At 52.4% G+C, this 14,101-nt stretch carries 12 protein-coding genes and 1 pseudogene; 8 read left to right on the top strand and 5 right to left on the bottom strand.

Going from position 1 to position 14,101, the window contains the following annotated elements:
- Positions 1-75 precede the first annotated feature (75 nt).
- From EL645_RS25495 to EL645_RS25485, 3 genes are read right to left on the bottom strand one after another with little or no spacing between them, the layout of a single operon-like run.
- Positions 76-351: a cytochrome P450 gene (locus tag EL645_RS25495; protein WP_161977683.1), complete on the bottom strand. Its 276-nt coding sequence runs from the start codon at positions 349-351 to the stop codon at positions 76-78.
- Complete coding sequence (locus EL645_RS25490) at positions 348-995, bottom strand: cytochrome P450 family protein (protein WP_126553447.1); 648 nt, start codon at positions 993-995, stop codon at positions 348-350. The genes EL645_RS25495 and EL645_RS25490 overlap by 4 nt, the downstream gene beginning before the upstream one ends.
- The gene (locus tag EL645_RS25485; RefSeq protein WP_126553445.1) at positions 983-1,273 is read right to left on the bottom strand and encodes a hypothetical protein; all 291 of its coding nucleotides are present in this window, start codon (positions 1,271-1,273) and stop codon (positions 983-985) included. Before EL645_RS25485 ends, EL645_RS25490 begins: the two co-directional genes overlap by 13 nt.
- A gap of 592 nt (positions 1,274-1,865) precedes the next feature.
- Here EL645_RS25485 and EL645_RS25480 point away from each other — a divergent pair.
- Together EL645_RS25480 and EL645_RS25475 are read left to right on the top strand one after the other, a co-directional pair.
- Positions 1,866-3,029, top strand: a complete 1,164-nt coding sequence (locus EL645_RS25480) for a hypothetical protein (protein WP_126553443.1) — start codon at positions 1,866-1,868, stop codon at positions 3,027-3,029.
- Between the two features lie 9 nt (positions 3,030-3,038).
- Positions 3,039-3,608, top strand: a complete 570-nt coding sequence (locus tag EL645_RS25475) for a hypothetical protein (protein ID WP_126553441.1) — start codon at positions 3,039-3,041, stop codon at positions 3,606-3,608.
- Between the two features lie 69 nt (positions 3,609-3,677).
- Here EL645_RS25475 and EL645_RS25470 read toward each other — a convergent pair whose 3' ends face one another.
- Positions 3,678-4,913, bottom strand: coding sequence for an ROK family transcriptional regulator (locus EL645_RS25470; RefSeq protein ID WP_126553439.1), 1,236 nt, complete (start codon positions 4,911-4,913; stop codon positions 3,678-3,680).
- 956 nt (positions 4,914-5,869) lie between these two features.
- Between EL645_RS25470 and EL645_RS25465 the strand changes: the two genes are divergently transcribed.
- The 5 genes and pseudogenes from EL645_RS25465 to EL645_RS25445 all read left to right on the top strand — a co-directional run bounded on the left by EL645_RS25465 (position 5,870) and on the right by EL645_RS25445 (position 12,008).
- On the top strand, positions 5,870-7,534 hold the full coding sequence (locus EL645_RS25465; protein ID WP_126553437.1) for an ABC transporter substrate-binding protein: 1,665 nt from the start codon (positions 5,870-5,872) through the stop codon (positions 7,532-7,534).
- Between the two features lie 211 nt (positions 7,535-7,745).
- Positions 7,746-8,717, top strand: coding sequence for an ABC transporter permease (locus EL645_RS25460; RefSeq protein WP_126553435.1), 972 nt, complete (start codon positions 7,746-7,748; stop codon positions 8,715-8,717).
- Positions 8,718-8,735: 18 nt separating this feature from the next.
- Complete coding sequence (locus EL645_RS25455; protein WP_126553433.1) at positions 8,736-9,779, top strand: ABC transporter permease; 1,044 nt, start codon at positions 8,736-8,738, stop codon at positions 9,777-9,779.
- A 36-nt stretch (positions 9,780-9,815) separates the two neighbouring features.
- Positions 9,816-10,944, top strand: a pseudogene (locus tag EL645_RS45735) (ABC transporter ATP-binding protein).
- The gene (locus EL645_RS25445; protein ID WP_126553431.1) at positions 10,941-12,008 is read left to right on the top strand and encodes an ABC transporter ATP-binding protein; all 1,068 of its coding nucleotides are present in this window, start codon (positions 10,941-10,943) and stop codon (positions 12,006-12,008) included. The pseudogene EL645_RS45735 and the gene EL645_RS25445 overlap by 4 nt, the downstream one beginning before the upstream one ends.
- A gap of 226 nt (positions 12,009-12,234) precedes the next feature.
- On the opposite strand, the gene EL645_RS25440 is transcribed toward EL645_RS25445, so the two are convergent.
- Positions 12,235-12,588, bottom strand: coding sequence for a hypothetical protein (locus EL645_RS25440; RefSeq protein ID WP_126553429.1), 354 nt, complete (start codon positions 12,586-12,588; stop codon positions 12,235-12,237).
- 762 nt (positions 12,589-13,350) lie between these two features.
- Between EL645_RS25440 and EL645_RS25435 the strand changes: the two genes are divergently transcribed.
- On the top strand, positions 13,351-14,082 hold the full coding sequence (locus EL645_RS25435; protein ID WP_126553427.1) for a DUF1361 domain-containing protein: 732 nt from the start codon (positions 13,351-13,353) through the stop codon (positions 14,080-14,082).
- The last annotated feature ends 19 nt before the right edge of the window (positions 14,083-14,101 follow it).

Raw genomic sequence — 14,101 nt, 5'->3', positions numbered from 1 at the left:
CACCAACACAGACAGAAAAGAAACCGCCAGGGAGAGACGCGTAGCCATTGGTGGTTTCTTTTCTGTCTGCGCTACTTATGCTTCGAACATGACAGGTAGGTTGTTAATATGATGTAGCGGTCCAGGGCCAACATCAACGGAGACATTCGGTATGCGCCGCAAATTCTTGAGCTGCTTGAGCAGCAGCGAGAGTACGATGCGGCCTTCCAACCGGGCCAGCGGGGCGCCAATGCAGAAGTGAATGCCATAGCCAAAGGTGAGATGGCGGTTGGGGGTGCGTTGAATATCGAAACGTTCAGGATCGGGGAAGTGCGCGCCATCGCGATTGGCGGAGGCGTTCCACGCATTCACAATCGTGTTGGCAGGGATACGCTGCCCCCCAGTTCGGTTGCGCAGGTGGTGCGACGCACCGAAATCCAGAACGGCGGCAGGTAGCGCAATACCTCTTCAATGGCAGAGGGAATAAGCTCTGGCTGCTGGATCAGTTGATCACGTGACTCGGTGAACTGCGTTAAACAATAGATGGAGTGTGTGAGCAGGTTCTGCACCGTCTCCTGGCCAGCCACCAGCAGCAGCACACAGAACTTCAGGATCTCATCATCGCTCAACCTCTCACCATTGAGCTCGGCCGCACTCAATGCCGTAATCAGATCTGCCCGCGGCTCGCGGCGCCGCTCGGCCAGCATGAGAGAGAAGTAATCGTATATTTCCTGTCCCACCAGATTATGGAACGCGATGGTCTCTTCACGCGTATGGGGTACCAGAGTTTCATCCTCTCCTTTGGTCCAGCGACCAAAGAGATGCCAATCTTCTACTGGTACTCCGAGTAGTAGCGCCACCAGATTGGTCGTCAGCGGCAAGGCAAAATCCGTTACAAAATCCATCTTACCTTGAGGGCGCACTTTATCCAGCAGAGTTTGGGTTAGCTGGCTAATATCATCCGCGAGAGAGGTAATAGCACTCCTGGTAAAGGCCTGATTGATTAGATGACGCAATCTGCGATGATTGGGGGGTCCTGCGACACAATGGTATCGCGCAGAAAAACATTGTGGGAGAAGGTGGGGACATTTTCAGAAGAGAAAGTCTCAGGATCATTGATTACTTGATACACATCATCATATTTAAAAGCATGCCACACTTGCATCTGATCATCATAGACAACAGGATGATTGGCCCTCATATAAGCAAACCATGCGAAACCCTCTAGCCTCTCTTCAACGGGCTGCGTACTTACCGAAGTCGGGCGACTTGAACGATTAGTCTGTTTTTGCATCAATCAACCTTTCTACATTATTCTGTCACAGTCAACAGAGACTCAACATTGTTTTTATAGTGTGGTGTAGAAAATGCACTGTGCGCATTTTCTACACCACACTATAAAAAGGTTCGAGCGCGCCAGCGCACGTCCACACAGGAACTCTTACACATGGTCATCGATCAGTCAATAACAGTAAAAACACCATTACATACAAAACAAGCGCACAAATTACGCGTTTCATATACAATTTTACTGAGAAATACACTTTCTCCAAATTGGATAGAATTTAGTACTTTTCTGTATTTTTTCATAGACAAAAGATCTTTCATGGCTTAACATAAATTCATATCCCTTAAACATTAAAATAAGTCAATATAGCGGGCACATAAATTAATACCTTCTCGTTTTTGCACGCTCCCTGTAAATGTAGTGCTCAATATTTTCCCAGACATAATCCTGTAACAATTCCGTCATACTTTTCGTACATCTTATGACTATGATTATTTTGTAAGTAGGAGCAGCGGACAATCGATAGAGTGGCATCTCTTGTAGGCTTGAAAATATAGCTCCGTGAAGGGCATGAAAAAAGAAAAAAGGAATATTCTTTATGGCCAGAACACTTGATAACGGCGCCATCCTCAGCCGTACCTCAACGCAGGTGCGCTCCCTGCAAATGGTTGGCACGATGCGCCTGATCCTGGGATTTATCGCGTTACTGGGGGCGATTCTTTTTCTGGAAGGGACCAGTTGGGATATTCAGTGGCATACGTTCCTGGGACGCGACCGAACATTGATCCCACCCCATATTCTAATGCTGACCGGGGTGGCTATCAGCGGCGTCGCGGGCCTGGTCGCGGTCGTGCTGGAGAGTCTATGGGCTCGCCGCGATTCGCAGGTGGCTCAGAGCAGTACCTCCTTTGCCAGTGTCTTCTCTGGCTCATTGGGAGCGTACGTGGTTGGCTTCGCGGCCCTGGATGCCGCCGTGGCTTTTCCGCTGGATGCTTACTGGCATGCTTTGTATGGCATCGATGTGGCAATCTGGGCACCTTTCCATGTGATGTTTGTAGCCGGTATGGGCGTTGTCGCGCTTGGCTCGGTGTATATGCTGGCTTCGGCCGCCAATTTGGCACGCAGCATCCGTATCCGGCGTAGTGCTTTGATCGGTGTGATAATTGCGCTGGCCAGCGTGCTCGCCATCTTCACGCTGCTGCTGTTTGACTCGCTCTCTGAAGAGCGGTCAATCGATCTAGGCTTTGGGTTCCTGAACTTCTTCCCGGTGCTGGCGGGACTGCTGACCGCCTTTGTACTGGTGGCGGCGGCCTATGCGCTGCCCTGGCGCTGGTCGGCGACGGCGGTGGCGGGCGTCTACATACTACTGGCCGGGATAATGGCTATCTATGTACAGCCCGCCACGAACTGGCTGGTCGGCGTGGAGCGCCTGAGCTATCGTCGCGAGCCTCCTATTATTGCCGTTGTGGCCCTGGAATGGTTTATTGCTCCGCTGCTGGTGGCCATCTTGATCGATATTGTGATGCGGCGCGCCCGGCGCAAACAGTGGTCCACACGCAAACAGGCACTCTTCCTGACCCTGGCGGCCTCAATCAGCATGCTGCCAATGTATACGGTCGAGCCCTACATCTTCGTTATAGTGCTGAGCGCTTTAGGGGTTGGGGGCACCATTGTCTCGTTCGGGCCAGGCTTTCTGGCCACCTATATTGGAATGCGGCTCGGTCGCAATATCGGTGAATCTGTGTCCACGCAGGAAAGGTAAGTAGATACTATGCCTAAACCCTTACAATTTGTGCTGCTTGGTATAGGTGTGCTGGCACTGCTAGCGGTGCTAGGGGAACTGGCCTACTCGGTGGCCGCCACGACGCATGGCAATACGCCGGTCAAGGTTGTCAAGGTCAATGCTGGCCCTTACCCATTGACGGTCAACTTGTATACCTATCCAGCCCATGCCAGTTACGCGCTGCCTTTCTCGATTGAGCCACAACAAACCATCAACGGTACCATCACCTATGATGTCTCGTCGACCCCTATGCCAGGCGATGTGCCAGCGACCCCTGTGCGCGCCGGACTGACCCCCGACGCCAATGTCCACAACGGGGTCCAGGGGACCGCCGAGATCACGGTCCAGGGTCTCTGGGACCTGGACATTACCGTCAATGGTCCCGCGGGACGCGGCACGGCCAGCGTGCCCATCGAGGCGACCGCGCCACCACCCCTCCCACAATGGCTCGGCTGGACCATTGGCCTGATCCCTCTTTACGGCCTGACCATCTTCCTGCTCATGCAGCGTGGTCGCCGCCGCAAACAACCCGAACCCGGCATCATGACGTCAAATTAAGCCAGCTCAACCAGAACAATACGAGCGCCCCTCGCGGGCGCTTTTCCATTTATTACGTATAAAATATGCTTATCTTTGCAAGGATGTCAGGGAGGCCGAGTTTTTGCCGCCACCAACGTTATCCAGAAATTCTTCCAGGCATAGCCGGGCAGCCCCCATACTTACACCGTCTCGCCCAAGCAGGCTCAGGCTGATTTCGACGACCTCATTGGGCTGTGTGAGCGCGTAGCGCGCCACAATCTCCTCGATGGCCGGGAGCGCAAAGGTGCCCAGTTCCCCTGACAACCAGCCACCAAGGATGATGCAATGTGGATTGAAGAGATTGATCAGATTCGCCAGGCCGGCTCCCAGATAGTGCAGGGTCTCCTCTAAAACCTGGTTGGCAACGGCATCGTCTTGTCGGGCCGCCCGTATCAGGGCCTGGATAATACTGATCTCGTCAGGGCACGACAGGGCGGGATGCTGGTCAGCGCGCTCACGCAGGCGGTGAATGATAGCCGCCGACCCGATATATGCTTCAAGGCAACCCCGGCGTCCACAACGGCACAGCGGACCATCCAGGTTGAAAATAGTATGCCCCCATTCGCCCGCGCTGTTGGTAGCGCCACGATATAGCTTGCCCTCATGGATAATGCCCGCGCCAACACCGGTCCCTAGCGTAACCGAAGCCACCGTCTTTGTGGCCATCAGCGGATTGGACTCGACTTCCCCTAATGCCATGACCTTTACGCCGTTGTCGAGGTGGAATGCAAAAGGGAAGTGCTCACGCAGCATGGCCTTGAGCGGAATAGGTTCCCAGTTCCAGGCCGGCGCCGAAACCATCTCCCTCTCGGTGTACTCGACGATCCCAGGCAGTCCCAGTCCCATGCTGAGAATTTTATCTGGCGTAAGCTCCGCCGCCTGTAACAGGATAGTTATCCCATCGATCAGAAAGCGCACCACCTGGGAGGGATTATTTTGTTCGGGGGTCAGGGATATGCGAAAAGCGTTCAATTTTTGCAGTCGTAGATCAAAAAGCTCGATCATGATATCCGTCTCACCTAGCTCACCACCCAGAAAATAGCGATAGGTCTGATTTAAGGTGAGAATGGAGCGGCGACGCCCGCCTTCAGATTCCGCGAAGCCCGATTCGAGCACGATCCCTTCGGTCAACAGTTCGTTGATGATATTAGTAACCGTTCCTGTACTCAGACCGGAACGCTGGCTTAGCTCAAGCCGGCTAATAGAGTCGCTCTGAAACATCGTTTGCAGAATGGTGCGCTTGTTGATACGCCTCAAGTCGCGGGCAGTGGGGTTGAGACCCATAATACTTAGGTTCCTCTCTGAGCTAAATACAAGCAATCTCGTAGTCTTCTGGCGTTCATCATGTCTGGCATGCACGGATCTCTCCCTCTCAACCTGATCCCGGCTAGTGACCAGAACTATGGTTTTCACTATCCTTCAGAAGTAGATAGCCCCCGCTCTGTCAAGTAGATGATCAAAAAAAGCTTAGAGTGTGTCAGACACACTTTTTCCAGGGGCGCTTACGTGCCCCCACACAGGCGTCCGCCCCTGTTTTATCTATTGTTGCACAGAATGCACGAATGCGCATTCTGTGCAACAATAGATGGAAACCATTGTGCGCGCCCGAGCTTCTTTTTCTTATGTGGTGTAAAAAAGTGCGCTGTGCGCACTTTTTTACACCACATAAGAAAAAGAAGCTCGGGCGCGCCAGCGCACGTCCGCACAGGAGCGAGATGCTTCCCATGCGAATGGGAGTCTGACACATTCTTAAAAACCTGGAAAAAACATAACTTCAAAAAAATACACGACATGCCAGCCATTACCTAATAGTCTTCTGTTTTTAATCAGTTTATGATCTACTGTAAAAATATGCCTGATAGGGATTGACAAGCCTGTCTGTTCTCAGTATACTCTTTTTTCAGAGTTATTAAAATAACTCTTAAAAAAAGTCCTGAAGAAACTACACGCTGAGGTGTTGTGATCTTAATTTTGTCTCTGGAAATGGAGGTTTTATTCACTTCGTCTTAATGTAGAAGCATTTGGATGCAGCACCCATTGTGGTCCGTCAATATCCAGTCCGGTTCCTGGCATCCTATCTTCTCGACGGGCATACCCATCCAGATGTCAGGTAATTTACAGTAACCGTTTAGCCGCTCGAACTGTTGGTATGGATACTAACAAAACTTGGAAACCCTTGGTATACACAGCCTGTTTTCTTAGATCAATGATCGATCTATCCTTTTTTAAGGAGGTTTCCCATGTTGCTCGGCTCTTTTATGTCTGGACAAAAGCACCCTCGCTTGTCAAAGGCAACTATTTTCTCGACCCTGATGCTATTGCTCTGCGTGCTTGCCTCTTGTGGACAAGCCGCCTCGACCCCCGGCCAATCTCAAACGAAGAATAGTATCCTGAATGTTGTTCCCAGCCCCAAAGGCGATTTTACGGATGGTTTTAGTCCTTACGCGGCGTCCGCGAACTACGGATCACAGGGCATGATCTATGAGACCCTGCTGTTCTTCAATCGCATGGATAGCTCGGTCAAACCATGGCTGGCACAGGACTACCAGTTCTCAAACAACGCCAAAACCATCACGTTCCACCTGCGCAACGATGTCAAATGGAGCGACGGTCAGAAGTTTAGCGCCGATGATGTCGTGTTTACCTTGCAGATGCTCAAACAGTATCCCGCCGCCGATGGCAATGGTCTATGGCAATATATTCAGGATGTGCAGTCTCCTGATAGCTCAACCGTTGTAATAGATCTGAAGCAATCATACACGCCTATTTTATGGTATCTTGCCGGTCAGACCTATATCGTCTCTAAACAGCACTATACAGGCGTGGGCGATCCGACAAAATACATCGACTCCAAGCCAGTTGGTACCGGACCCTTCCTCTTGAAGTCGTTCACACCACAGTTGATCGACCTGACGAAGAATTCTAACTACTGGCAGCCCGGCAAACCCGCGGTGAGCGAGATTCGCTATCCATCCTTCAACTCCAATACCAGCGCGGAACTGTTGCTGACGCGCGGTGATGTGGACTGGACCGGACTCTTCACTCCCAATATCCAGCAGACCTTTGTCTCGAAGAATCCAACCACCAACCACTACTGGTTCCCGAACCGCAATATCGTCATGCTCTACCTGAATACGGCGAAGGCTCCATTTGATCAGCTGGCTGTGCGCCAGGCTATCAGTAGCGCCATCGATCGTGACAAGATCTTTAAAGTGGCTGAGAGCAATTATGAGCCGGTCGCTCACCCGACAGGCTTGATCCTGCCCGCCAATCAGAGCAATATGAATCCATCGTATAGCTCGTCAGCTTTTAGCATGGATACCAATAAGTCTGAGCAACTGCTCAATAGCGCGGGCCTTACCAAGGGTTCCGATGGCATCTACCGTGATAAGAGCGGCAAGAAGCTCTCCTTCAACATCAACGTCGTTACCGGTTGGACCGACTGGGTGACGGCCGACCAGATTATTGCGGCTAACCTGAAGGCCATCGGTATCGATGCCAAAGTCAATTCGATCTCTTTCAATAGCTACTTCAGCGCGTTGCAGATGGGTAGCTACGATATGGCTATCTCCTGGACCAATCCTGGCCCAACTCCGTTCTACCTGTACAATTCGTTGCTCAATAGCACGAATAGCGCCGCTGTAGGTAAGACGGCCTCATCCAATTTCGAGCGCTGGATGGACCCGTCAACGGATAAGATGCTGGTCCAATACGCGACCTCGACCGATAAGACCGTCCAGCAGGATGCGCTCAATGGGCTGGAAAAAGTGATGGTTGAACAGTTGCCGAGTATCCCCTGGTCTATGGCGCAACCTGGTATGAATACAGTAGCGCGAAGTTCTCGGGCTGGCCAACCAGTACGAATGCCTATGCCTCTCCGGCCCCTTCGATTTCCCGGATGCTGAGATCGTCGCTCTTAATCTCAAACCCGCTTAAACATCCCGTCAGTCGATAGTCCTTGCCTGGTCGTGATGTGATGTGGACCATCACGACCAGTCCACGGCACTGCTGCTGCCTGCTCCCCGCATATGGGATGGTTGCTTCATCCTATATGCGGGGAGCGGGCCGCATATATCATATCTTGATCTCCCTCGATTATAGAAAAGGAGTATTCAGGTGAAGTATTTGCTCCGTCGTATCAGCTTCTACCTGGTAGCCCTCTGGGCCTCGATTACGATTAACTTTATTATCCCCCGCCTGGCTCCTGGCGATCCGGCCGGCGCGCTGATGGCGAATTTCCAGGGTCGCCTCAATCCCAATACGATCCATGCCTTAGAATTGCAGTTCGGCCTCTCCCATGATCCTCTGTGGGTACAGTATTTCCAATACCTGGTCAATCTCTTTCATGGGGATCTCGGAACCTCTTTTACCTATTTCCCGACACCTGTCTCGACCGTTATTGGCCAGGAACTGCCCTGGACGTTGACCTTGATCGGCACCTCTGTCTGCATTAGTTTCTTCATCGGTGTCTTACTCGGCACGCTGATTGCCTGGAAGCGTGGCTCGCTGATCGATAATATCTTTCCCCCCATGCTGACATTCTTTTCGGCCATCCCTTATTTCTGGCTGGCTCTGATCGCACTCTATCTATTTGCCTATACCTTGCAATGGTTTCCGCTCAATGGCGGCTATGATACCTCGACCGATGTGGGTTGGAATACCAGCTTTATCGTCAGCGCAGTACAGCACGGTATCCTGCCTGCCTGTACGATTGTGCTCGGCTCGGTCGCCGGTTGGATGCTCGGCATGCGTAACTCGATGATTACCACCCTGACCGAGGATTATGTCTTGCTGGCCGAGGCCAAAGGGCTGAGTGAGCGGCGTGTGATGTTTGCCTATGCCGCGCGCAATGCGATCCTGCCCAGTGTCACTGGTTTTGCCCTCTCGCTGGGCTTCGTGGTGGGCGGCTCACTGCTCACTGAAGTCGTCTTCTCCTATCCAGGCATCGGGTTCGCGCTGCTCAAGGCCGCTCAGGGATCCGACTATCCGCTGCTGCAGGGGATCTTCCTTTTGATTGCCATCGCTGTGCTGGGCGCGAATTTTCTGACGGATCTGGTATACACGCTGCTTGATCCCCGCGTTCGTTAGTAAAGGATTACGCTTGAAATGAGTGATCATTTGACGTCTCGTCCGTCGGCGGGTGAGCCGCATTTACCCAATGAGCCGATAAGTGAGCAGGAAGTAAATATCGCGCCAGTGCTGATGGCGGCTGGCGCGGAAAAGAAGTCTGCGCTGGCTGCTCCCCTGGCTGTGCTGCGGCGGATCTTTACCCTCAATAAGAAGACGACGATTGGCCTGTATATCGTGATCTTCTTTGTGTTGCTGGCCATCTTTGGCCCCTTTTTTCCCCATTCCGACCCCAACGCCCTGACGAATGATATCCTGCTGCCTCCTTCGAGCGCCCACCTGCTGGGCACGACACAAACGGGTCAGGATATTATGTCCCAGATCCTGGTGGGGACGCGCGTCTCGATTATGTGGGGCTTTCTCACCGGGCTGGTGGTGACGGTGCTCTCGATCGTCATCGGTCTGTCGGCGGGCTATCTGGGTGGCCTGGTCGATGATGCACTGACGATGTTGATCAACATATTTCTGGTCTTGCCGAGCTTTCCGCTGGCAATCGTGCTGGCCGCCTATGTGCCGCAGAAGGGTCCGCTGACCGTGGCCATGGTGATTGCGCTGACCAGCTGGGCCTATAATGCACGTGTCTTGCGCGCCCAGACCCTCTCGATGAAGCAGCGTGATTTTGTGGAGTCCAGTAAGTCAAGCGGGGAGTCGGCCTGGCGCATCATCTTTTCCGAAATTTTGCCCAATGAGATTGCTATTGTGGCTTCGGGCTTTGTGGGGACAGCCATCTATGTGATCCTGACGGCGGCTGGCCTGGAGTTCCTTGGCCTGGGCGATGTGAGCGTGGTCGATTGGGGCACGATGTTCTATTGGGCGCAGAATAATGATGCCCTCTTGCTCGGTGCCTGGTGGTGGTATGTCGCTCCTGGAGCCTGTATTGCCCTGCTAGGCGCGGGACTGGCCATGATTAATTTTGGTATCGATGAGTTTGCGAATCCGAAACTACGCCGTGAGCGCACCATCACGAACCTGCCTGGCCTCAGGTCCTTTTTCGCCTTGAAACGGCCTGAACGCGCCCAGTAAGCGCGGCACACTATAGAAAGACGCAGTAATTGCCTTATGCAAACAAATGATATCTTGCTCGATGTGCGCAATGTGTACGTCGATTACCTGGCGTCCAACGGCAATGTTCATGCTGTACGCGACGTTAGCTTTACCCTTAAGCGGGGCGAGATTCTTGGCCTGGCGGGCGAGAGTGGTAGCGGCAAGTCGACGCTGGCCTTTGCGATTGCTCGCCTCCTGCGCCCCCCGGCCCTGGTGACGGATGGCGAGATCTTTTATTATCCGGGTCTACACGATGGCCGTTTGCGCGTCCCTGCCCTGCAACGCTATCTGGATGAGCAGCAGGGATGCGTCGAGCTGCTTAGTCTGAATAAGGAGCAGTTGCGGCTATTCCGTTGGAATGAGTTCTCGGTGGTCTTCCAGAGCGCGATGAATGCGCTTAATCCTGTGATGACGATCGGCAACCAGTTGATGGATGTCTTCAATATCCACCGGCCTGAATGGGATGCCGCGGCACGCAAGAAGCGCGCCAAAGAGCTCTTACAGGTGGTTCGCACCCGATCGGCTGAATAGCTATCCTCATGAGCTCTCCGGTGGCATGCGCCAGCGCGTGGTGATCGCGATCGCCCTGGCCTTGAATCCTGAACTTATTATTATGGATGAGCCGACGACGGCCCTGGATGTGGTGGTGCAGCGTGAGATCCTTGAGCTGGTGAGTGCGCTATGTAAAGAGATCGGGACCTCGATGATCTTTATTACCCACGATCTCTCGCTACTGCTTGAGCTCTGCGATAAGATCGCGGTGATGTACGCGGGTAAGCTGGTCGAGTTTGCGATGCCGGAGGATATCTACAACCATCCGCGCCATCCCTATACCTATGGCCTGATGAACTCGTTTCCGACCATCGATGGTCCGCGCCGCTGGATGACGGGTATTCCTGGCTCGCCGCCCGATCTGCGCAATATCCCCTCGGGCTGTCCCTTCCGCGAGCGCTGCCCTTCCGCGTTTATCGCCTGCCAGATGAAAGTGCCCGAGCTCAAGGTCGCGGTTCCTGATGATCCATCCCAGACAGTTGCCTGCCACCTCTACGATCCTGCTATGACCGGCACCAGGAGCACACCAACTAACGATAATTTTGCGCGCGGCTACGAGGAGCTGGCTAAAAAAAGGAGCACGGTGCGATGAGTACACCGCATATTAACACCTCTGATCAGTTCCAGGACGCTGCGGGACCGAATCCTCAACCGATTATCGAGGTCGAACACTTGCGTAAGGAATTTCCGCTGCGCCAGGCGAGCTTCTGGAGCAAGGCGATGACGGTGAAGGCGGTTGAGGATACCAATCTGGCCCTCTATCCCGGCCGGGCGCTGGCGCTGGTGGGGGAGAGCGGTAGCGGTAAGACGACGGTGGCACGTATGCTGGCGCGCGTCTATCAGCCAACTTCGGGCACGATGTCGTATCAGGGTCGGATAGTGAATCGGCAGTTTAGCTTGAAAGAGTATCGCCGCAATGTGCAGCTGGTGTTCCAGGACCCCTTTGCGTCGCTCAACCCGGTGCACAATATTCGCTATCACCTGGCGCGCCCGCTACAGATTTACCGCCATGCCACTAACCGGGATGAGCTTGAAGCCGGGGTGATAAGCCTGCTGCAGCGTGTAAGCCTGTCGCCAGCGGAACAGTTCATTGAGAAGTATCCACACCAGCTCTCGGGTGGTCAGCGCCAGCGTGTCGCCATTGCCCGTGCCCTGGCGGCCCAGCCACGCGTCCTGCTGGCCGATGAGCCGGTCTCGATGCTCGACGTATCGATCCGCCTCGATATCCTCAACCTGCTCTTGCGCCTCAAGGACGAGGAGCAGCTAGCCCTGCTCTTTATCACCCATGACATCGCCAGCGCGCGCTACTTCGCCGAAAGTACGCTGGTCATGTATGCCGGTCAGACCGTTGAGGGAGGTCCCAGCGACGAAGTAATCCAGCAGCCCAAGCATCCCTATACCCAGCTCCTTATCTCGGCCGCACCTAATCCTGGCCGGGCCAATAAGATCGTAAAGGGGGTCAGCAAAATACCCGCCCGCGGTGAGATTCCAAGCCTGATCAAGCCGCCAACGGGTTGTCGTTTCCATCCGCGCTGCCCCCACGCCATGCCGATCTGCAAACAGGCCTTCCCGCCGCGAACCGAGCTCGGCAACGGACATTGGACAAATTGCTTCCTCTACGGAGGCGATCCAGCGGTCTCCGGACCCACACCCTAACAAAAGCATAAAAATGCAACAATAATAAAGATCAGTACGTGCGGGGCTTGCCCCGCTTTTCCCGTTCCTGTCTGAAAAAAGCAACAATAAAAACGATCAGTACGTGCGGGGCTTGCCCCCGCTTTTCCCGTTCCTGTCTGAAAAAAGCAACAATAATAACGATCAGTACGTGCGGGGCTTTTCCCCGCTTTTCCTGTTCCCGCATGAAAAATCAACAATAATAACGCTATGCGCTCAACCAAATAGCTGCAAGATCTCCTATTGCAGCTTTTTCGAGCGGGGAGGTTAAAAGCGGGGACAAGCCCCGCACGTACAGATCGTTTTTATTGTTGCTTTCGATGCAGGCTTTTTTCATTTTCCTTTTATTTACAGGCAACCACTTACACCTTCGCTCCTCACAGGTCCACGCGCCTATGAGGATTTCCCCCGCTTTTCCCGTTCCTGCATAAAAAATCAACAATAATAATAATAAATTGTACGTTGGGGCTTGCCCCGCTTTTCCCGTTCCTGCATAAAAAATCAACAATAATAATAATAAATTGTACGTTGGGGCTTGCCCCCGCTTTTCCCGTTCCTGCATAAAAAATCAACAATAATAATAATAAATTGTACGTGCGGGGCTTGCCCCCGCTTTTCCCGTTCCCGCATGAAAAATCAACAATAATAACGCTATGCGCTCAACCAAATAGCTGCAAGATCTCCTATTGTTGCTTTTTCGAGCGGGAAGGTTAAAAGCGGGGCAAGCCCCGCACGTACTGATCGTTTTTATTGTTGCTTTCGATGCAGGCTTTTTTCATTTTCCTTTTATTTACAGGCAACCACTTACACCTTCGCTCCTCACAGGTCCACGCGCCTATGAGGATTTCCCCCGCTTTTCCCGTTCCTGTATAAAAAATCAACAATAATAATAATAAATTGTACGTGCGGGGCTTGCCCCCGCTTTTCCTGTTCCCGCATGAAAAATCAACAATAATAATAATAAATTGTACGTGCGGGGCTTGCCCCCGCTTTTCCTGTTCCCGCATGAAAAAGCAACAATAATAACGCTATGCGCTCAACCAAATAGCTGCAAGATCTCCTATTGTTGCTTTTTCGAGCGGGAAGGTTAAAAGCGGGGACAAGCCCCGCACGTACAGATCGTTTTTATTGTTGCTTTCGATGCAGGCTTTTTTCGTTTTCCTTTTATTTACAGGCAACCACTTACACCCTCGCTCCTCACAGGTCCACGCGAATCATATCAGGCAGCATTCTTACGCATTATCTATATTAATTTAAGCATATGCATGTTATAATATCTTAGAATTGCTGTGTCTTTAGTATCGTAAATAGAGAAATTTTTACAATGAATCAACATTTTGAATTGATTGTTACGACGGCACTGCTTGTGCCGATGCTGGGGAGTGTAATCCTCTTCTCCATTTTGACCGTCGGCCTGCTATTTGCGCGTGCTAGGATCTATCCCTACCCACTCTACAAACCCATGCTGCTCAATCTCTTTCTGGCCTGGATACCCATCGTTTGTGTCAGCGTTGCACTATTTTTCTTTCTGGTTACCATGGCCTCGCAGCCCTGGCTGGTAATCGTGCTCTTATGTATCTGGTTTGTCTTCTTTCCCAATTCAACCTACCTGGTCACCGAGTTTCACCACCTCAAAGAAGAGGTCAATAACGTTCCATTCTGGTTTGACACGATCGTCATCCTGTCGCTGGCCCTCTGCGGCGTGCTGCTGGGAAGCTTCTCGCTACTCCTGATTCACCGCATGCTGGATCTCTATCTGCCACCAGTTTTTGCCTGGGTGATCTTTGTGGTCTATCTTTTCCTTTCCAATGTGGGTATCTACATTGGTCGCTTCCTGCGCTTCAATAGCTGGGATGTACTAACCAACCCGCTCGGGCTGGTCAGACAGGTCATAAAGGAACTTAAAGATCCGCAGAAGGCACGCAACCTGCTGCTCTTCTCCACCCTCTTCACTATTTTCCTGCTGGCCTTTTATCTATTCCTGTACAGCGCCGTCACACCCATTATCTGGGTACTAGAAATGTTAATCCAACACTATCCGAACATCCCACACTAAAACATATACCGCGGTCTCT

Source organism: Dictyobacter kobayashii, assembly GCF_003967555.1.
In the GTDB taxonomy this organism is placed as follows: Bacteria; Chloroflexota; Ktedonobacteria; order Ktedonobacterales; family Ktedonobacteraceae; genus Dictyobacter; species Dictyobacter kobayashii.
Note: the sequence above shows the minus strand (reverse complement) of the source record. Positions and strands in the feature narration are given on the sequence as shown.

Excerpts from the sequence above, each read along its gene's own strand:
- EL645_RS25485 (WP_126553445.1), bottom strand. The coding sequence starts at position 1,273 with ATGCAAAAACAGACTAATCGTTCAAGTCGCCCGACTTCGGTAAGTACG.
- EL645_RS25480 (WP_126553443.1), top strand. The coding sequence starts at position 1,866 with ATGGCCAGAACACTTGATAACGGCGCCATCCTCAGCCGTACCTCAACG.
- EL645_RS25475 (WP_126553441.1), top strand. The coding sequence starts at position 3,039 with ATGCCTAAACCCTTACAATTTGTGCTGCTTGGTATAGGTGTGCTGGCA.
- EL645_RS25470 (WP_126553439.1), bottom strand. The coding sequence starts at position 4,913 with ATGGGTCTCAACCCCACTGCCCGCGACTTGAGGCGTATCAACAAGCGC.
- EL645_RS25465 (WP_126553437.1), top strand. The coding sequence starts at position 5,870 with ATGTTGCTCGGCTCTTTTATGTCTGGACAAAAGCACCCTCGCTTGTCA.
- EL645_RS25455 (WP_126553433.1), top strand. The coding sequence starts at position 8,736 with ATGAGTGATCATTTGACGTCTCGTCCGTCGGCGGGTGAGCCGCATTTA.
- EL645_RS25445 (WP_126553431.1), top strand. The coding sequence starts at position 10,941 with ATGAGTACACCGCATATTAACACCTCTGATCAGTTCCAGGACGCTGCG.
- EL645_RS25440 (WP_126553429.1), bottom strand. The coding sequence starts at position 12,588 with ATGCAGGAACGGGAAAAGCGGGGGCAAGCCCCAACGTACAATTTATTA.
- EL645_RS25435 (WP_126553427.1), top strand. The coding sequence starts at position 13,351 with ATGAATCAACATTTTGAATTGATTGTTACGACGGCACTGCTTGTGCCG.